Genomic DNA, 19,716 nt, shown 5'->3' with positions numbered 1-19,716 from the left:
TCAATTATATCTTTTCTTCGACAAAATAGGAGGATTTCCTTCTAAAAAACCAATCATTTTAGTATACCATACAAAATTCTCCATTTGTCGCGTTTTGTTCTACCTTCTACAGAAAATAATTTACTTCGGCCATATCCTCTAACAGAAAAAACGTCTCCTGGATAACATTCATAAGAAGTTTGCTCCACTGTTTTCCAATTGACTTTTACTAAACCATTTTTTATGAAAGGTTGTACTTTCTGTCTAGATAAATGTAACATTTCAGCTAACATAACATCTAAACGAAGTGAAGAAACCGTTCCAGATTTCTCCCCCCACGTTTCATGTATTTGTAGAATTTGTTCTCCTTGCACTGCTGATAAGGAGACTTTTACTTTTCCTATTGCTTGTAAGTTCATCTCAATGTACGATACGATTTCTTTCGCAACTACAATTTGGGCACGATTTTCTTGCAGCAAAATATCACCACATTTTTCTCTCGTTAAACCAAGAGACATAAATGTACCTAATATTTGCCTATGTTCTAGCGTATAAAACTTGGAAGGATAGTCAATTTCTAATACTTCTACTTGAAATTCTTCTTCATTTAATTCTAGATAGTCTGGATAAATGAGTGCTCTTTTACGCTCTGCATTAGGCGTTGCACCACCAAATTGCACAGCGACATCTCCTTGTCCAATTACCATAGAAACAATTTGTTGCTGTCTTGGATCAAGGAAATCTGTTAATTTCACTTGATGGTACTCCGCTGTTTGCTTCCACTCCAGCACTTTATCTACAAAGACCTCTTCATCAGGCCTAAAATGTTCGTAAATGCTCATGTATTTAACCTCTTACTATAAGAAATAGCTGAACAAACTGAACAAACCACTTTTAGCAAGTTTTAACGCAAAAATCGCAACGAGTGGAGAAATATCAATCATACCAAGCGGCGGAATAAATCTGCGGAATGGTTCTAAATACGGTTCACAAATTCGCGCCAAGAACTCTCCAAAAGATGATTCCTTTGCACCAGGAAACCATGATAGGAGAATGTAAATAATCAGTGCCCACGAGTAAATCTCGATAGCAGAACTTAACACCATTAAAACTGTTGTCATGGCGTATTACCACCTCTTTATATTTGTTTCTTCTTCTTCACCGAATAACTCTGAAATTGCACCAACAATATCAACATTTTCAGGTGTACACATAAATGTTTTCGGTCCTATTTTTTGAATGTCCCCGCCTATAGCGTATACAGTACCACTTAAAAAGTCAACGATACGTACCGCTTGATCAGTAGACATTCTCTGCAAATTAATTACAACAGCTCGTCTACCTTTTAAGTGGTCCGCAATCCCTTGTGCTTCCGAATATGTGCGTGGTTCTAATAAAACAACTTTTGAAGATTGTTTTGCTGTTTCAATACTCACAACATTTTGCTTCGGTTGCGCTTTTGGAAACGTAACATCTTGTTGTTCTGGTGGATCTTGCTGCTTTTTCATGTCTGTTTGCTCCTTTTCATAACCATATTGAGCTGCTTCTTTTTCTTCCGGTGTATCAAAAAAGAAGTATTTTACTTTTGACCAACTCATAATAAGATTCTCCTTCCTTTTACGCTTTTCCTACTAAAATCGTTCCCAAACGAATATATGTAGCCCCTTCTTCAATTGCAATCGTGTAATCGTTGGACATTCCCATTGATAATTCTTTACATGGCGCATGTAATAACTCTAGCTCCTGCACCTTTGTTTGCAACATACGTAATTCCTTAAAACAGCGTCTGATTTCTTCCTCTTCTTCTGTAAATGGAGCCATCGTCATTAGTCCAACCACTTCAATTTTATCGAATTCTTGCAAACTTTGAATAAAAGAAACAACCTCTTCTATTGCTAATCCTTGCTTCGATTCTTCAGATGAGGTTTTCACTTGAATAAAGCATTTCACTTTCTTATCAGCACGTTTCTGAATTTCTTTCGCCAGGGAAAGACGATCTAACGAATGTAAATAATCAATTTCATTAATGATTTCTTTTACTTTTCTCGTTTGTAATGAGCCAATAAAGTGCCAATTAACTTTTGAACCGAAATGCTCATATTTCTGTAAGAAACCTTCATTTCTATTTTCACCTAAATCGATAATTCCAGTTTCAATTACTTCGTTTGTTTTTTCAATCCCTACAGTTTTTGTCACTGCAACAAGTTTAATATCTTGCAACGAACGTCCAGCTCGAACGCAAGATTCTTTAATAGCTTCGTTTACAATTACTAAATTTTCTTGTACTGTCACTTGCTTCCTTCCTCCTTAAAACCTATGAAACTCAACATTCTTCCTGTCTTACCTTGATCACGACGATGAGAGAAAAATAGTTGCTCTTCACAGCTTGTACAAAGAGATGACATTACAATATGCTCTTCTTTTATGCCTGCTTGTACACATAATATACGATTAATTTCTTTTAAATTAATTGCGTACTGCCCGTCAGAATTTTTTTGATGAGGAACAGCACCGTTAATTACTTTCTGTGCTGCTGTTAATACTCGATCATCCACAACATAACAACAAGATCCAATCGACGGTCCAATTGCAACATGAATTTCATCACTTGAAATACCTTCTGCATTCCACTTTTGAATCATTTCCTTTGCAATCTCTTGTACAGTGCCTTTCCATCCAGCATGCGCAAGTCCTATCATACCATGTGATGGTGCATAAAAATAGAGCGGAACACAATCCGCGTAACAAGACGTTAACAAAACATCTTCATTACTCGTATAAATGCCATCTGTTTTTGAAATGCCGTCCTCATATGAATAAACGCCACTTCCTTTTTCCTGTTGCCCTACTTTTTCAACATGATGATCATGAACTTGTTCAGAGCAAATCCAGTTTTCTAATGGTTTTTGTAACTTATTTGCTAAAATGCGTCTGTTTTCATGAACGTTCTCCACGATATCATTCACATGTAATCCTAAATTCATCGCATGAAAGGAGCCCGTACTTATCCCACCATCTTTTGTCGTAAATCCAGCAGTAATGTTTCCAAGTTCTTTCCACGCTTGTAAATACAGTATACCGTCCACATATTTAAATGGTTCTCTCATAATAAAGCGGCTCCTTTTAATTAAAATAACAGAAAAAAGCATGGTACTTCCTGTCTATTTTACCATACTTTTATTTTTTCATAATCCTAACAGAAAAAAAAGAGGAATTTGTAATATTCTTTATGAAATTGTCGGTGTTTGTATTGATTCTGTTACAGTATTAACAGGATCTACTCTTACAAGTATGACATCCTCCCCAATTTTCACAATTTCCTTCCAAGGAATTACAATCTCAACATCTTTTCCAAAAATACCTAGCATACGTGTCTGTTTGGAAATAATAACAGAACAAACTTGCCCTGTGTTCATATCAATTTCAATATCTCCAATATTCCCAATCCTTTTTCCATCTGAAATATTTATAACATCCTTCATCTGTAACTCTGAAATTCGTATCACCATTTTTACCCTCTCCCTTATATGACGAATTGGAAGCTGTTTCTCATATTTACAGGAAGCCACCTATACGAAACACCATGCTAGTTTCATTATATGAACACTAATCCCCTACTATGAGCACAAACTATATTACATATAAAAAGGTCTCACCATAATTGGTGAGACCTTATCCTTGAATCGTTTTATTCATTTGTTTAATGGCTGACTTCTCTAAACGTGATACTTGAGCTTGGGAAATCCCAATTTCTTCTGCAACTTCCATCTGTGTCTTTCCTTGGAAGAAACGTTTTCTAATAATCATTTTCTCTCGATCATTTAAACGCTTCATTCCTTCTTTCAATGCTAGTTCTTCAACCCACTGCTCGTCCTTTTGTTTTTCATCACTTAACTGATCCATAACAAAGATAGGATCTCCTCCATCATTATAAATCGGTTCAAATAATGAAACTGGATCTTGAATTGCATCTAAAGCAAATACTATCTCTTCATGAGTTACTTCTAGCACTTTTGCAATATCCATTGCTGTTGGTTCTTTTGAATTTTCTGCAATTAACTTCTCTCTTACTTGCAAAGCTTTATACGCAATATCTCGCAATGAGCGCGATACGCGAATCGGATTATTATCACGCAAATATCTGCGTATTTCCCCAATAATCATCGGCACAGCATACGTTGAAAATTTTACATTTTGGCCTAAATCAAAATTATCAATTGATTTCATAAGTCCGATGCAACCAACTTGGAATAAATCGTCAACATATTCTCCTCTGTTATTAAATCTTTGGATGACGCTCAGTACAAGACGTAAGTTTCCATTCACTAATTTTTCTCTTGCGCTTATCTCTCCACTTTGCATTTCACGAAATAATTTACGCATCTCTTCATTTTTTAATACTGGAAGTTTAGCTGTATCAACACCGCAAATTTCTACTTTGTTTCTCGTCAAAGTGTTCCCTCCTATCGGGAGTTGCTGTACAGTGTAAAGTATTTCCTTTGAAGGGGATTTTATGCATATGGTTTTTTCACGATTTTTCATTTAAATTATCTTTCCTAATACAACTAAATAGAATAAGACCAGCCTACATAACGGCTGGTCTTATTCTTCACACCATTTTATTAAATTCTTTTCGTAATCTTTTTATAATTCTTTTTTCTAAACGCGAAATGTATGACTGTGAAATCCCAAGCATATCCGCCACATCTTTTTGCGTCTTTTCCTCTCCTCCAGCAAGCCCAAACCGAAGTTCCATAATTTGTTTTTCACGATCATTTAATTGGTGTAATGCTTTCATTAAAAGGTGACGATCTACAGTAGCTTCTAAATCTTTTGTAATAATATCATCATCTGTACCTAACACGTCAGACAACAATAGTTCATTCCCATCCCAATCAATGTTTAGCGGTTCATCAAAAGAAACTTCCGAACGATTTTTGTTATTCCGACGTAAATGCATTAAAATTTCATTTTCTATACAACGCGATGCATATGTTGCTAATTTTATTTTCTTTTCTGGATTAAATGTATTTACCGCTTTAATAAGGCCGATTGTTCCTATACTAATTAAATCTTCAATATTTATCCCTGTATTTTCAAACTTTCTTGCTATATATACAACGAGCCTTAAGTTGCGTTCAATAAGTAATGACCTTGCTGCCTGATCTCCTTTTGGCAATTTATTCAAAAGAACTTCCTCTTCTTCTTTCGTTAACGGTGGTGGCAACGCTTCACTTCCACCAATATAATAAATTTCATCGGTCTTAATTCCTAATTTCAGCAATACTTTATACCAAAGGTATACTAAATAAAATTTTAATTTCATCATATTATCCCGCCTCTCATTATTAAGCGATCACCATTTTTTGTGAAATCAACATTTTGGGATGCACAATACATTGATACTCCCCATTAGTAGACAGTTGTTGTGTATTTAATCCAATTAATACTTTGTTTACAACAATAGAACTACCTTCATGATCAACTTGCACACTGTCAGGCTTAATTGCCCACAAAAATTGACTTTCTACTCCTACTGCACGGAAAGGAATTAAACGTAATTTTGTCGCCCAACCAGAATCATTTTCTGGTATTTGAGGAATTTCTGTTTTGGAATAAATTTGTTCTGTTAACCAAGATGGTAAGCAATGTTCTAATGATGAAACATGCATAATCATAACGGGTGTTTTTGTTAATGGGTCGTAAAGTTGGTTCCCACTGTCAATAAGACCTGCCAGTTCTAGTTCTTCTTCCGCTAATTGAATTTTTACTTTCACAATTTGGTCATAGTGTATTTTCGTGACCTCTACGCTTTCAATACGCTTTTTAGAAAAATAATAAATTACCGGAAAACCAAAAATAACAAATAACCAACTAATTGGATCGCCGTAAGAAATTGACTGAGATTGAACCAATCCATTTACCATTTCATTCGTTTGCAAAAAGAAATGAGTTCCAATTAATCCTCCGCCAACCATAAAGGTTACAAAGTAAAAAGTAAAAACAGTTTGTGCATAATTTCTAAATGTTGTAAACCCAAATGCTGTATACACAATAAGTAACGAGTACAGTAGTTTCATAATTGGATGTGTCATCATAGAAGCAAAAGGAGTAAAGGCAAAAATAACAATAGTTGAACCTATAAATGCCCCTAACACAAGCCTCCATCTTTTGATCTTCTTTTTTAACACGGTAGCTGTTAATAAAAGCAAAAGAAAATCAATGCAGGCGTTTAACAACCAAACAACGTCGGCGTAAACAACCAAACAATTCACCTCTTTTTTCAAGTTGAGACTAGTATAATGCATATCCAATAGGAAAGTGTGTCAATTTGCGGAGGTGTTTTTTTGTTATTTTGTGATTTCTAGACATAATCTGTCGGTAAAAAATAAAAGTACAAATTCATAGAATGATATACTCTTATTTTCACCAACAAAATATATTGAAATATACGAAATAAAAAAAGACCTGCTTAGCAGGTCTTTTCCATTTAAAAAACAAAAAAGGAGCATGAAAGCTCCTTTTTTTATCGTCTACGACGGTTACGTAAAAATGCTGGAATATCGATATCATCTGAATCTGAATGACGCTCATGTACAACTGGCTCTTCACGCTTCATTTCACGTTTTACTTCACGTTGTTTTGAAGGTTGAGCTACTGGTTGTTGCTGTTGTTGCGTGTGGTTCGCATTCGGACGAATAATTGGTTTTGGTGGTTGAGTTGCAATGCTATCATCAAAACCAGTTGCAATTACAGTTACAACGATATCATCTTTTAATCCTTCGTTAATAACAGAACCGAAGATCATATTTACTTCTGGATCTGAAGCTGAAGCTACGATATCTGCCGCTTCTTGTACTTCATATAAGCTTAAGTTAGCGCCACCCGTAATGTTCATGATAACACCTTGAGCTCCATCAATAGATGTTTCTAGTAATGGACTAGAAATCGCTTTTTTCGCAGCTTCTGCAGCACGATTTTCCCCGTTACCAGAACCAATACCCATTAAAGCAGAACCTCTATTAGACATAATTGTCTTTACGTCTGCAAAGTCTAAGTTAATTAAACCTGGCGTTGCAATTAAATCCGAAATACCTTGAACACCTTGACGTAATACGTTATCAGCTTCACGGAATGCTTCTAACATTGGCGTATTTTTATCAACAATCTCTAATAAGCGATCGTTTGGAATTACAATAAGAGTATCTACATTTTCTTTAAATGCTGCAATACCAGATGCTGCTTGCGTCGCACGCTTACGTCCTTCAAAAGTAAATGGACGTGTTACAACACCAACTGTTAAAGCACCTAATTCTTTTGCAACTTGAGCAACAACTGGAGCTGCACCAGTTCCAGTTCCACCGCCCATACCGGCAGTTACGAAGACCATATCCGCACCACGAAGTGCTTCTTGGATCTGTTCTTTACTTTCTTCTGCAGCTTTTTTCCCTACTTCAGGGTTTGCGCCTGCACCAAGTCCACGCGTTAATTTTCCACCAATCTGCATTTTCGTTTCAGCTTTTGATAGATTTAATGCTTGTGCATCAGTGTTCACAGCGATAAAGTCTACACCTTGTACACCGTGTTCAATCATACGGTTTACAGCATTGTTTCCGCCACCGCCGACACCGATAACTTTTATATTCGCTAATTGATCTTGAGTAGTATCAAACTCTAACATGTCGAAATCCCCCTAGAACCTCATTTTTCGTGTCCAATTTTAATCCCATAAATAACGGAATACACGTTTTACTTTTGACATCATGCGGTCATCATTTTGATTATTATTGTTTTGATTACGAGTTTTTTGTTTTGCAGGTTGCTGTTGTACCGGCGTTGGTGCTGGTGCTGGTACTGGTTCAAAATGCTCTTGCTTTTCCTGCACATTTTTCCCACGTAATTTAGCTTTTTGATAAGAATGTTTAATTAATCCAACTCCACTTGTATATTGGGGCTCACGCACACCAATATAATCAGGAGTTGCTACACGAACATTTTCATGTAAAATATCATATGCAAGGTCAAGAACACCTGGCATAGAAGCAATTCCACCAGTTAGTACATAACCAGAAGCCACTTGCTTTACTCCTAACTTACGCACTTCATCTTGAACAAACATTAAAATTTCCTCTACACGAGCCTCTATTATATCCGATAATTCCAACTGAGAATATTGTTCTGTTTGATCACTTCCCATAATAGGAACCGTAAACATCTCTTCTTCAGATGCTGTATCATAAAAAGCATGTCCATATTTCAACTTAATTTGATCTGCATTTTCTGTTGAAGTTTTCAACCCAATCGCAATATCCTTCGTTATATGGTCTCCACCTAATGGTAATACGCTCGTCGCTTGTAACTCTCCATCTTTAAAAATAGATAAAGTTGTAGATCCTCCCCCCATATCAACAAGGGCTACTCCTCTATTTTTTTCATCTGAAGATATAGCAACTGTTGCAGCCGCTAAAGGTTGAAGACAAATATCAACAATTTCAAGACCTGCTTTTTCTACACAACGAAGTAGGTTATGTAGTAAAGTTCTCGAGCCTGTAATAAGTGTACCTTCCATTTCTAATCTTACACCGATCATCCCGCGTGGATCGTTAATCTCGTCAAGACCGTCTACGATGAACTGTCGAGGTACCACATCAATAAACTCACGTTCTGGAGCAATTGACACAACTTGTGCTGCATCTAGAACGCGTAAGACATCTTCATTCCCGATTTCACGATCTTCATTTGAAACAGCGACTACTCCGTGACAAGGAAGTAGCTGTACCTGGTTTGCATTGACACCTACTACAACTTGCTCAATGTGGATTCCCACCATGCGCTCAGCTTGTTCAATTGCTTTTTTAATTGATCGAACAGTCTCGTCTATATCAACTATCGATCCCTTCTTTAAACCATTTGATTTTACATTTCCAACACCAATAATGTTTAAGCTGTCATTAACCATTTCACCAATGATGACTTTAACATTGGATGTACCGATGTCAAGACTAACATATATTTCATTGCTGTTCATTCTTTGGCACCTCCTTCTTTATTTATACCATACAACTCAATATATGGAACAACAATCGCAACTTTACTATTTATAAGAAAAATATTCAACGTCTTTATACGTTTCCCTTTTTTAACCCTATATTTTTCTTATTTTTATTTAGCATTCAATTAAGAATATCGCAGTAAACTATGAATAACTGCTTATCTTGAAATAATTCTATTTCGAGTGTAAAGTTTACCGCCAAGTATAAGTCTACACTAAGATGTACTCATAGAAAAGTGAAACTTGTACCAATACTAGTATGAATCTAAGAATTTTTACATATTTTTCATCAAATGAACCATTCTTCTAAATTCGTATACATATAATAGAACATTCGTTTTGTTTTTTCTGCTATAATCAACGAAAACTACCATTCTATTCTTTTTTTTCTTCCGCACCTAATTCTTTCGTATATGCACCTACTTCTAAGTCAATTAATACCTTCTTACCTGGCTCAATTGTTTTTAAAATAAGCGGATAGGCTTCCATACGTTTTGCAAAATTTTGAATCGTAGTGCTCACTTCATAACCTTCATTCATATATAAAGTAAGATGATCTTCATTCGCATTCGTTGGTGAATAGCGAATCTCCGAAATAGATTTTAAAATAGCTGGTGTTAATTTTTCTAGTTCAGCGATTAACTCCTTCATTTTCTCTTCTTTAAAAGGTTCGAAAATCGGTGCTGCAACAGGAAGTTTTCCATTAGGTAGTACATCAAGCGTTTTTCCATTTTCTAATAACGGTTGTAATTTTCCCTCTTTATTTATATAACCAATCGTTAAATATTCTTCGATATGAATATCAATCTTGTTTGGAAAACGTTTTTTTACATTTACTGCTTTAATTTCTTTTCGCTTCGTTAAGTTTTCTTCAGCTTTATGTGCTGTCACTCGGAAATAACTTGTATCATATGTCACGCCTGAATCCTTCATTACTTGCTCATCCGTCATATAGTGATTTCCAAACACACTAATCTTTTTTATATTACTAAGCGGAGACCGAAAATAAATTAAAAAGAGCACTAATAAAAATAAAATTGATATGTATAAAATCAATCGATGATTAACATTTTTTTTGTTTTTTTTCTTTTGATTTTTCAATTTTGGTACACGATCTTGTAGTTTAATCACTTTACTATTATTCATGTACGATCCCCCTATGTAACATAAAGAACGGCATGTTCCTCATGCCGTTCTTATCTTCTTATTATAACATAAATGATAATGAGCGGAACGAATAACCGTTATCTTCCAATGATTTCTACTTCTGTATGCATATCTACATCAAATTTATCCTTAATTGTATGTTTTATTAATTCAATTAAGGACAATACATCTTGCGCTGAAGCTCCCCCGGTATTAACAATAAAATTGCCATGCATTTCAGAAATTTGAGCTCCACCAATCCTATAACCACGAAGCCCTGCTTTTTCTACTAAATCTCCTGCAAAATGTGGGATTGGATTCCGAAATACACTTCCTGCACACGGGTGATTCCATGGTTGCGTTTCACGGCGGTAATCTTTATTATTTTGCATGCTACGTACAATTTCTTCACGTTTTCCCGCCTCTAATTGAAACTCCGCCTCTAAAACAATACCAGGACGTTTCGTTTGCAATACAGATGCCCGATAAGAAAACTCCAGTTCTTTATTCATTAACCAGTCAATTGTACCGTCTTCAAACAGAATGAGAGCCTTCGATAATACACTCGATATATCCGATTTATGTGCACCTGCATTCATATATACTGCACCACCGACACTTCCTGGAATACCGCTTGCAAACTCCAATCCAGCTAACCCTTGACGACTAAGTAAAGTTGACAATTTAATAAGAGGATATCCACTACCAACTCTTACCTTATGTTTTTCGACCTCTAAGTGATCTAATCCTTCTCCTAAACGAATAACAACACCTTCTATGCCTTGATCAGATACAAGAAGGTTTGAACCGCGCCCAATTACAGTCCACTTCGTTTTGTATTGCTTTACTAACTGTAATGTTTTTTCAATACCGGCTACATGCTTTGGCACAATTAAAATATCCGCTGGTCCACCTATTTTCATAGTTGTATAACGTGCTAACAACTCGTTAACTAAAACACGACCAACGTCTGCTTCTATAAGCTCATTTACTAATTGTTCCATAGACAATCTCCCCCATATTAAGTCTCCTTATGACAATAATATGCAGGGCGTTCACCTAACGTTATCCCTCTATTTACGGGCAGTACAGCTCCTAAATCAAAATTCGGCGGTAACAAAGAAGTTAGGCGAGAATCGGGATGCCAGTAAACATCCGATTAGTGAAAGGTAATAATCAACGAGAAAGAATCACTCCCCACCGATTAAAGCCTCACTTTATTTTTTTACAAGCTTATTCATTACTTCATACAGCTTATTTGCTGCATCTGGAATACCTAGTTGCTTAGCAGCTAGCTTCATATTTTGTAATGTTTGTGCATCCAATAAAATCTCATCAATATCACGAATAAGCGTTTCAGCTGTTAAATCTTTTTCAAGTAACATTTTTGCCGCTCCTTTATCAACAACTGAACGTGCATTCTTTTCCTGATGATTATTTGTTACGTACGGACTCGGTATTAACACACTTGGTTTTCCTAACGCTGTTAATTCTGCAAGTGTTGTTGCCCCAGCCCTTGAAACAACAAGGTCTACACCAGTTAGTACCTCTGGCATATTATGAATGAACGGCTTAATAATAACATTGTTCGGGTTCCCTTTTTGCTTCACGGCTTCCATCACTTTGTCATAATGCACTTCACCTGTTACATATAGTATTTCGTAGCTTTTGTTCCCAAACTGTTCAATTGCTTCAACGAAGGCATCGTTAATCGGTCTAGCTCCACGACTTCCACCAAATATAAGTACAGACTTTTTAGGAAGAGAAAGCCCAACTGAACGTTTCCCTTTCATTCCATTTTGATCCATTACCTCTGATGCTCGCGGATTACCTGTCATTACCACTTTTGACTCTGGAAAATGCTCTGTAGCTGCTTCAAAACAAACAGCAACTTTATCAACATAACGACTTAAAAATTTGTTCGTTACACCTGGTACACTATTTTGTTCATGTACAATAGTTGGAATACCTAATTTGGCTGCAGCGTATACAACTGGTCCACATACATATCCACCCGTTCCAATTACGATATCCGGATTAAAACGACGAATATATCGTTTACTATCCTGTACACCTTTTAGAAAACGCATTACTGTTTTCACATTATCTAATGATATTTTTCGTTTAAATCCACTTATAACAATAGACTGAAATGGTATACCTGCTTTTGGAACGATTGTACTCTCTAGTCCATTTTCCGTACCAATATATAAAAATCTTGCTTCTGGATTTAACTTTTTTATTTCTCTAATTAAAGCAAGAGCTGGATAAATATGACCACCAGTACCCCCACCACTAACTAATACACGCACTACTAACTCCTCCGCTTCTCTTTTCTTATTTCCATTATATTTATTTCTATATACATATTGCATTTTTACACACATACGAAAAACCCTGTCTTATAAACAGGGTTTAGTAGCGAGAATGGCGACTTATATTTAATAATACACCTACTGCCATTAACATTAATGTCAAACTTGATCCACCATAACTTAAAAACGGCAAGGTAATACCCGTAACAGGCATCAGTCCTGTTACAACACCAACATTAATCATTACTTGAATCGCAATCATCGCCACAATACCTACTGCTAAAAACGTACCATATAAATCTGGCGCTCCTAATGCGATACGAATCCCGCGCCATAATAATAGACTAAATAATAATAACACAAATGAACCACCAATAAAACCTAATTCCTCGGATAAGATCGCAAATATAAAGTCAGTTTGTGGTTCAGGTAAATAAAGAAATTTTTGTCTACTTTGTCCAAGTCCAAGCCCAAATAATCCACCAGGTCCAATTGCGAGTAATGATTGGATAATTTGAAATCCACTTCCAAGCGGATCTGACCACGGATCTAAATATGATGTAATGCGTTTCATTCGATACGGTGCTGATGCAATTAATCCTACAAATCCCGCTACACCAATCAAACCAAACATTGCAAAGTGAAAGACCCTCGCTCCCGAAATAAATATCATAATGATACATGTCCCAACCATTACCGTTCCTGTCCCAAGGTCTGGCTGTAACATAATCATCCCAAAAGCAAGAAACACAAAACTAAGAGCCGGTAATAAACCACGTTTAAAAGATGTGATCAATTTTTGCCGTTCCGCTAAAAACTTTGCCAAGAAAATAATCATCGCAAACTTCATAAATTCTGATGGTTGAATCGAAAATGCTCCGATCCCAATCCAACTTCGTGCTCCTCCTCGAACAAGACCTACTCCAGGAATAAGAACGAGAATAAGAAGAATGAAGCAAACTAGCAAAATTACTTTTGAATACGTACGCCACACCCAATAATCAATTTTCATAATAAAAAACATAGCTACTACACCAAGACCCGCAAACAGTAATTGTCTTTTTGCAAAAAAGAATGAGTCCCCCATTTTATAAGAGGCCCAAACTGCACTCGCACTATAAACCATAATCATTCCGATTGTCAACAACGAAAGTGTTACGATGATGAGCATAAAATCAGGCGTTTTCTTCATTACCCACAAACACCACCTCTTTAGGCAGAACCTTTTGCCCTATGTAACAAAACATCAGTAGGTGTTAGCCTACTGATGTTTTGATTTACTTTATATAAGTTTATGCACAGCTTGTATAAAAATGTCTCCTCTTTCTTCAAATGTTTTAAATTGATCCCAGCTTGCACACGCTGGAGAAAGAAGAACAACATCACCTTCTTTAGAATGAGCATAAGCTTTCACCACTGCTTCATCTAAAGTATCGACACTTTCAATTATATCTAATCCCGCTTTTTCTGCCGCTCTTACTAGTTTGGGAGCTGTTTGTCCAAATGTTACAATCGCTTTTACATTTTTGAAATACGGAATTAAATCATCGAATTCATTTCCGCGGTCAAGCCCACCTGCTAGTAACACAATCGGTTGTGTAAACGCAGATAGTGCTTTCTCAGTCGCTAACATATTCGTTGCTTTTGAGTCATTATAAAACTTACGGTTGTTAATCGTTGTTACATATTCTAAACGATGTTTTACACCCGTAAAACGTTTTAACACGACCGTAATTGCTTCATTAGAAGTACCTAATAATTTCGCAATACTCATCGCAGCTAAAATATTTTCTAGATTATGTTGACCAGGTAAAACGATATCGCTTACTTCAACAACTTTTTCACCTTTGAAATAAAGAGCGTTATCTTTTATACACGCGCCATCTTCAATTTCTTTCGTTGTCGAAAACAAGATTTTTTGACCTTTAGTATCCGCAGATAAAGCCATCACATCTGCATCATCCGCGTTTATTACACTATAATCGTTTTCTGTTTGGTTTTTAAAAACATTTGCTTTTGCTAAACCATATTCCTTCTTCGTCCCATGATAATCTAAGTGGGCTTCAAATAAGTTTAAGAACGCTGCAATTTTAGGCTGGAACGATTCTACTCCCATCAATTGGAACGATGAAAGTTCTGTAACTACAACTTCATTTTCTTTTGCATCCTGTGCTACTTCACAAGCTACAGTTCCTATATTCCCTGCAATAACAGGATGCTTTTGTCCTTCTTTTAACATTTCAAATGTCAGCATTGTTGTCGTCGTTTTACCATTAGATCCTGTAATTCCAACAAATGGCGCTTTTGAAATACGATATGCTAATTCAACTTCCGTAACAATTGGAATTTGCTTTTCTTTCGCAGCAACTAATATTGGATTAGAATACGGGATTCCTGGATTTTTAACGACAAGAGAAATAGTTCTCTCTAATAATTCTAAAGGATGGCCACCGCATACAACGTCCATTCCTTTTGCTTGTAATTCTGCAGCAAGTACATTGTCTGCTAAAGGCTTTCCGTCATTTACAATGACATTCGCCCCTAACTTTTGTAACAATGTAGCTGCTGCATAACCACTTTTTGCAATGCCTAATACAAGAATATTCTTATTTTGAAATTCAGTTACAGTTTTCAATTACATCCACACCCCGATATAAATTCCTAACACAGCTAATAAAAATCCTGCAGACCAAAACGTCACAACAACACGCCACTCTGACCAACCACATAATTCATAATGATGGTGTAATGGACTCATTTTAAAGACACGTTTTCCTGTTGTTTTAAATGAAATGACCTGAATAATAACCGATAAAGTTTCCATGACGAATACTCCGCCAATAATTACTAGTAGCAATTCTTGTTTTAATAAAATCGCTACAGCTGCAATGGCTCCACCTAAAGCTAATGAACCTGTATCTCCCATAAACACTTTTGCTGGATTCGCATTGAATACTAAGAATCCAAGTACAGCTCCTACCACTGCCATACAGAATATCGCTACTCCAAATTGCTCTTGTGCCACAGCAATAATACTAAATGCTCCAAATGCAATAGCAGCTGTTCCTGATAATAAACCATCTAAACCGTCAGTTAAGTTAACTGCATTTGATCCACCAATAAGCATAAATAGTACAAGTACAAAATACGCCCAACCTAATTCAAACTTAACATCCGTTCCCGGAATCATGATGTATGTGTGGAACGCTTGCCCTTTTCCAATTAAAAAGAATGCAATAGCAATAACAAGCTGCCCTACTAATTTTTGTTTTGATGTTAAACCAAGATTTCTCTTCTTAACTACCTTTATGTAGTCATCTAAAAATCCGATTAATCCGTAACCAAACGTCACTAATAGTAATAACGAAACCTCTGCACCTAAATAATTAAACTTAATCGCCATAATAAGTGAAGTTACCATCATAGATACGTATATGACGATACCACCCATTGTCGGTGTCCCTGATTTTTTTTGATGTGACTTTGGTCCCTCATCACGAATACTCTGTCCGAACTTTAATTTTCTTAAAAATGGAATAAACAATGGCGAAAGGGCAACAGAAATTAAGAATGCTACCCCAGCCGTTACTAATAAACCTTGCTCAAGCACATGTAGTCCTCCTCTCACGTTGTTACTCTTCGTTGTTTAAACGCCCTGTAATTGCTTCTTTCGCAACTTCTCGATCATCAAAATGATGAACTTCTTTACCAATAATTTGATACGTTTCATGACCCTTACCAGCAATAATAATGATATCATCTGCTTTTACTTTAGTGATTGCATGGTGTATCGCTTCTTTTCTATCAATAATCACTTCATAATTATTTCCACTTGCACCATGTACCATATCATCTAAAATAGCCGCTGGATCTTCACTTCTTGGATTATCTGATGTGTAAATTGCATGAGTTGCATATTTTGTTACAACACTTGCCATTATCGGTCTCTTCGTTCGGTCCCTATCGCCACCACAACCAACGATACAATACACATCACCTTTTGCAAATTGTTTTGCAGTTTTTAATACATTTTCTAAACTATCCGGCGTATGTGCGTAATCAACAATAACTGTATAATTTTGTCCTCCATCAACAACTTCAAAACGCCCTGGAACCCCAGCTAGTTCCTTTATAACAGCAATGATTGTTTCTAATTTCACACCCGAAACAAGTCCTGCTGCTGTTGCTGCAAGTACGTTATATACATTAAATTTACCTATTAATTTCATCGTAACATTTACACTTTCATACGGTGTGACAAGGGTAAATGTAGTTCCGCCACTCGTCATAACGATATTTTTTGCCATAATGTCACTTGTTGTATCAATACCATATGTTACAACAGTTGCTGCAGTACTTCTCATATACTCTTCTGTTACATTATCATCGCTATTCAGCACAGCGTACTTTTCACGATTATGATTATAACTATTGCCAAGCTGTGCAAATAGTAACCCTTTTGCATGTTTATATTCTTCCATCGTTTTATGATAGTCTAAATGATCTTGTGTTAAGTTCGTAAACACCGCTACATCGTAATCACATCCGTGTACACGACCAAGATCTAACGCATGTGACGAAACTTCCATTACCGTGCTGTCCACACCTTGTTCAACCATTTTTGAAAACGTCTGTTGAAGTGTTAGTGCATCTGGTGTTGTATTTTTCACCTCAAATGTTTCATCACCGATTTTCATATTAATCGTTCCAATTAGCCCTGTTTTATGACCATGTGCTCGCATAATCTCATCCATAATATGCGATGTTGTTGTCTTTCCATTTGTACCTGTAATTCCGATTAAATGTAACTTGTGTGTCGGTTGACCATAAAAATAATCAGCTAAAACCGCTAACGAACGAAAAGTATTTTTCACAAGTACAACTGGAACGTCAACATCAATTGGTCTTTCCGCAACAATAGCAGCCGCTCCTTGTGCCGCTGCTTGCTTAGCAAAATCATGGCTATCAACCGTATATCCTTTCATACATACAAATAAGCTTCCTTCTTTCACTTTACGTGAATCAGCTTCTATAGATGTGATTTCTGGATTTTCTTTTGGAACAACTGGAAAATCATGCAAACATGATAAAAGTGTATGCAACTTCATTTCACTAAACCCTCTCTACATTGTTTATTTATCTTTTTTTCAGTAAGCAACACATTACCTCCTATATAAGGAGGTAAGTGCTACTGGCCTATTTATGACTGAGACACTTATTGTCTCAAGTTAAGTAACTGTTCTATAAAGAACTCACTTCCACCAATTGTACCATAAAACGTACTATGTTACCTTTAATTCCCGAAGTAAATTCTAATTTTTGAGCCTTCTTTTACTTTAGCTCCCGCTTCTGGTGATTGCTTAATTACTTTCTCTCCATCTCCACTTATATCAAGCTGCAAATCGACGAGTTGTGTTTGTAAATCTTTCTTTTTCATTCCAATTAAATTCGGAACTTCCACAGTTGGTGTATCGCCCCATTTATATTCTTTTTCAACTTGTTCTTTTCTCGGTTTCACTCCCATAACAGGAAGCGCATCTCGAAGGATATTCCCGACAATTGGAGCTGCTACCACTCCACCAAACTGTGTAACCCCTTTTGGATTATCAACAGCAACATACACAACAATCTCTGGATCATCCGCTGGAGCAAATCCGATAAAAGATACAATATAATTATTCTCTAAATATTTACCATCTTTCACCTTTTGAGCAGTACCCGTTTTTCCACCTACACGATATCCATCAATATAAGCACCTTTACCAGAACCTTTCGCTACAACATTCTCTAATGCATAACGAACTTTTTCTGAAGTTTCCTTGGAAATAACTTTTCTTTTCTCAACAGGTGCCTTTTTACTAACAACTTGATTATTTTTCGGATCAATAAACTCCTTAGCTATATACGGCTGATACAATGTTCCACCATTTACAGCCGCCGCTACAGCTGCTACTTGTTGAATTGGTGTAACAGAAACCCCTTGGCCGAATGAAGTTGTCGCTTGCTCTAATGGACCAACTTTATCTAAATTAAATAAAATCCCACTGCCTTCACCTTGCAAGTCAATCCCAGTCTTCTGCCCAAAACCAAAATTACGAATGTATTTAAATAATCGGTCTTTACCAAGGCGATCACCAAGTTCAATAAATCCCGGGTTACATGAGTTTTGAACGACTTCTAAAAACGTTTGACTGCCATGACCTCCTGCTTTCCAGCATTTCAATCTAGCTCCACCGACTTCAGCTGCTCCATCATCATAAAACGTATCCTTCTCTAAGTCTACTAAATTTTCATTCAATGCTGCAGCTAGTGTAATGATCTTAAATGTTGAACCAGGCTCATACGTACTCCACACAGGTAGATTTCTGTTATACACTTCTGGAGAGACACTTTGAAAATCCGCTGGATCAAAACTCGGCCGACTAGACATCCCTAAAATTTCACCATTTTTAGGGTTCATTGCAATTGCGATCATACCGTCTGGATTATAAGTTGACTCCGCAATATTCATTTCTCTTTCCATAATCCTTGTAATACGCGCATCGATTGTTAATCCTAAATTTAAACCGGCTTCTGGTTTTTTGAAATCATCACCAACATTAGGCATCCTTTGCCCTTTCGCATCTGCAAAAAAACGCACATGACCTTTGTCTCCATTTAGCTCTTTATCATAATATTTTTCTAGTCCCATAAGACCTTGGTTATCGCTACCTGCAAAACCTAATACATGTGATAAAAAGTTTCCAAATGGATAGTACCGGATAGAATCCTCTGCGATATACACGCCCTTCAAACTTAATCCTCGTACTTCTTTCGCTTTGTCATGTGATATTTTCCTTCCGCCTTTATCTAACCTTACAATCGATTCTTTTTTTGTAATTCTTTTATAAATCTCATCTTTTTCCACACCTAATACTGCAGCTAACTTCTCTGCAGTCTCTGCTGGTTTTTCAATTTGCCTTGGTACAACAAAGACAGTTGGAGCACTTTTATTCGTGGCAAGTTCCACACCATTTCGGTCTAAAATTTTCCCACGTTCGGGTTCAAAAGTAATATTACGACTCCATGAATCTTTCGCACGATCCGTTAACATATTCCCAAGAAAAAATTGCACATATCCAAGACGAATATCGATAATAGTGAAAATAAGTATACCTGATATAAGTATAAAAATAAGTCGTTTTCTAACTGTTACATTTGATACACGCATATCGGAACAAGCCT

19 protein-coding genes are annotated in these 19,716 nt (G+C 36.3%); all 19 read right to left on the bottom strand.

The window, feature by feature from the left end; all coding sequences use genetic code 11:
* Positions 1-53: 53 nt before the first annotated feature.
* The 19 genes from ACQRBL_RS18380 to ACQRBL_RS18290 all read right to left on the bottom strand — a co-directional run bounded on the left by ACQRBL_RS18380 (position 54) and on the right by ACQRBL_RS18290 (position 19,702).
* Positions 54-821, bottom strand: coding sequence for an RNA-binding protein (locus ACQRBL_RS18380; protein WP_023522859.1), 768 nt, complete (start codon positions 819-821; stop codon positions 54-56).
* 15 nt (positions 822-836) lie between these two features.
* The gene (locus ACQRBL_RS18375) at positions 837-1,100 is read right to left on the bottom strand and encodes a YggT family protein (protein ID WP_000214324.1); all 264 of its coding nucleotides are present in this window, start codon (positions 1,098-1,100) and stop codon (positions 837-839) included.
* A 6-nt stretch (positions 1,101-1,106) separates the two neighbouring features.
* Positions 1,107-1,577: a cell division protein SepF gene (locus ACQRBL_RS18370; RefSeq protein ID WP_000119129.1), complete on the bottom strand. Its 471-nt coding sequence runs from the start codon at positions 1,575-1,577 to the stop codon at positions 1,107-1,109.
* A 19-nt stretch (positions 1,578-1,596) separates the two neighbouring features.
* Positions 1,597-2,271 (bottom strand): YggS family pyridoxal phosphate-dependent enzyme, encoded by a 675-nt coding sequence (locus tag ACQRBL_RS18365; protein WP_000218011.1) that lies wholly within the window; start codon positions 2,269-2,271, stop codon positions 1,597-1,599.
* Positions 2,268-3,086: a peptidoglycan editing factor PgeF gene (gene pgeF, locus ACQRBL_RS18360; RefSeq protein ID WP_411995990.1), complete on the bottom strand. Its 819-nt coding sequence runs from the start codon at positions 3,084-3,086 to the stop codon at positions 2,268-2,270. Before pgeF ends, ACQRBL_RS18365 begins: the two co-directional genes overlap by 4 nt.
* A gap of 120 nt (positions 3,087-3,206) precedes the next feature.
* Positions 3,207-3,488, bottom strand: coding sequence for a YlmC/YmxH family sporulation protein (locus ACQRBL_RS18355; RefSeq protein ID WP_000236749.1), 282 nt, complete (start codon positions 3,486-3,488; stop codon positions 3,207-3,209).
* A 163-nt stretch (positions 3,489-3,651) separates the two neighbouring features.
* A complete protein-coding gene (sigG, locus tag ACQRBL_RS18350) occupies positions 3,652-4,431 on the bottom strand; it encodes an RNA polymerase sporulation sigma factor SigG (RefSeq protein ID WP_000197755.1) in 780 nt (259 codons plus the stop codon).
* A 157-nt stretch (positions 4,432-4,588) separates the two neighbouring features.
* The gene (gene sigE, locus ACQRBL_RS18345) at positions 4,589-5,308 is read right to left on the bottom strand and encodes an RNA polymerase sporulation sigma factor SigE (protein ID WP_000976948.1); all 720 of its coding nucleotides are present in this window, start codon (positions 5,306-5,308) and stop codon (positions 4,589-4,591) included.
* A 19-nt stretch (positions 5,309-5,327) separates the two neighbouring features.
* Complete coding sequence (gene spoIIGA / locus ACQRBL_RS18340) at positions 5,328-6,245, bottom strand: sigma-E processing peptidase SpoIIGA (RefSeq protein WP_000261975.1); 918 nt, start codon at positions 6,243-6,245, stop codon at positions 5,328-5,330.
* A 260-nt stretch (positions 6,246-6,505) separates the two neighbouring features.
* Positions 6,506-7,660: a cell division protein FtsZ gene (gene ftsZ / locus ACQRBL_RS18335; RefSeq protein ID WP_000888984.1), complete on the bottom strand. Its 1,155-nt coding sequence runs from the start codon at positions 7,658-7,660 to the stop codon at positions 6,506-6,508.
* 39 nt (positions 7,661-7,699) lie between these two features.
* Entirely contained in the window at positions 7,700-9,007 is a 1,308-nt protein-coding gene (ftsA, locus tag ACQRBL_RS18330; protein WP_001087557.1) for a cell division protein FtsA, read from the bottom strand.
* Between the two features lie 399 nt (positions 9,008-9,406).
* The gene (gene divIB / locus ACQRBL_RS18325) at positions 9,407-10,177 is read right to left on the bottom strand and encodes a cell division protein DivIB (RefSeq protein WP_001065789.1); all 771 of its coding nucleotides are present in this window, start codon (positions 10,175-10,177) and stop codon (positions 9,407-9,409) included.
* Positions 10,178-10,275: 98 nt separating this feature from the next.
* Positions 10,276-11,181 carry a UDP-N-acetylmuramate dehydrogenase gene (gene murB / locus ACQRBL_RS18320; protein WP_223617731.1) on the bottom strand — a complete coding sequence of 302 codons (906 nt, stop codon included), beginning with the start codon at positions 11,179-11,181 and terminating at the stop codon, positions 10,276-10,278.
* A 213-nt stretch (positions 11,182-11,394) separates the two neighbouring features.
* A complete protein-coding gene (murG, locus tag ACQRBL_RS18315; RefSeq protein WP_024927913.1) occupies positions 11,395-12,489 on the bottom strand; it encodes an undecaprenyldiphospho-muramoylpentapeptide beta-N-acetylglucosaminyltransferase in 1,095 nt (364 codons plus the stop codon).
* Between the two features lie 103 nt (positions 12,490-12,592).
* Positions 12,593-13,684, bottom strand: coding sequence for a stage V sporulation protein E (gene spoVE, locus ACQRBL_RS18310; RefSeq protein ID WP_000753524.1), 1,092 nt, complete (start codon positions 13,682-13,684; stop codon positions 12,593-12,595).
* Between the two features lie 90 nt (positions 13,685-13,774).
* Positions 13,775-15,127, bottom strand: a complete 1,353-nt coding sequence (murD, locus tag ACQRBL_RS18305; protein ID WP_411995989.1) for a UDP-N-acetylmuramoyl-L-alanine--D-glutamate ligase — start codon at positions 15,125-15,127, stop codon at positions 13,775-13,777.
* The gene (gene mraY, locus ACQRBL_RS18300) at positions 15,128-16,102 is read right to left on the bottom strand and encodes a phospho-N-acetylmuramoyl-pentapeptide-transferase (RefSeq protein WP_000893060.1); all 975 of its coding nucleotides are present in this window, start codon (positions 16,100-16,102) and stop codon (positions 15,128-15,130) included. It abuts the gene before it with no gap.
* A gap of 22 nt (positions 16,103-16,124) precedes the next feature.
* On the bottom strand, positions 16,125-17,600 hold the full coding sequence (gene murE / locus ACQRBL_RS18295) for a UDP-N-acetylmuramoyl-L-alanyl-D-glutamate--2,6-diaminopimelate ligase (protein ID WP_411995988.1): 1,476 nt from the start codon (positions 17,598-17,600) through the stop codon (positions 16,125-16,127).
* Between the two features lie 185 nt (positions 17,601-17,785).
* Positions 17,786-19,702, bottom strand: a complete 1,917-nt coding sequence (locus ACQRBL_RS18290) for a stage V sporulation protein D (RefSeq protein ID WP_411995987.1) — start codon at positions 19,700-19,702, stop codon at positions 17,786-17,788.
* Between the last annotated feature and the right edge of the window lie 14 nt (positions 19,703-19,716).

Origin of the sequence: Bacillus sp. AF62 (assembly GCF_050312695.1) — a bacterium.
Taxonomy (GTDB): Bacteria; Bacillota; Bacilli; order Bacillales; family Bacillaceae_G; genus Bacillus_A; species Bacillus_A cereus.
This window is presented reverse-complemented; position numbering and strand designations above follow the sequence as displayed.

Bases quoted from the DNA above. Each gene is read 5' to 3' on its own strand.
- ACQRBL_RS18380 (WP_023522859.1), bottom strand. From the start codon at position 821: ATGAGCATTTACGAACATTTTAGGCCTGATGAAGAGGTCTTTGTAGAT.
- ACQRBL_RS18375 (WP_000214324.1), bottom strand. From the start codon at position 1,100: ATGACAACAGTTTTAATGGTGTTAAGTTCTGCTATCGAGATTTACTCG.
- ACQRBL_RS18370 (WP_000119129.1), bottom strand. From the start codon at position 1,577: ATGAGTTGGTCAAAAGTAAAATACTTCTTTTTTGATACACCGGAAGAA.
- pgeF (WP_411995990.1), bottom strand. From the start codon at position 3,086: ATGAGAGAACCATTTAAATATGTGGACGGTATACTGTATTTACAAGCG.
- ACQRBL_RS18355 (WP_000236749.1), bottom strand. From the start codon at position 3,488: ATGGTGATACGAATTTCAGAGTTACAGATGAAGGATGTTATAAATATT.
- sigE (WP_000976948.1), bottom strand. From the start codon at position 5,308: ATGATGAAATTAAAATTTTATTTAGTATACCTTTGGTATAAAGTATTG.
- ftsZ (WP_000888984.1), bottom strand. From the start codon at position 7,660: ATGTTAGAGTTTGATACTACTCAAGATCAATTAGCGAATATAAAAGTT.
- ftsA (WP_001087557.1), bottom strand. From the start codon at position 9,007: ATGAACAGCAATGAAATATATGTTAGTCTTGACATCGGTACATCCAAT.
- divIB (WP_001065789.1), bottom strand. From the start codon at position 10,177: ATGAATAATAGTAAAGTGATTAAACTACAAGATCGTGTACCAAAATTG.
- murB (WP_223617731.1), bottom strand. From the start codon at position 11,181: ATGGAACAATTAGTAAATGAGCTTATAGAAGCAGACGTTGGTCGTGTT.
- spoVE (WP_000753524.1), bottom strand. From the start codon at position 13,684: ATGAAGAAAACGCCTGATTTTATGCTCATCATCGTAACACTTTCGTTG.
- murE (WP_411995988.1), bottom strand. From the start codon at position 17,600: ATGAAGTTGCATACACTTTTATCATGTTTGCATGATTTTCCAGTTGTT.
- ACQRBL_RS18290 (WP_411995987.1), bottom strand. From the start codon at position 19,702: ATGCGTGTATCAAATGTAACAGTTAGAAAACGACTTATTTTTATACTT.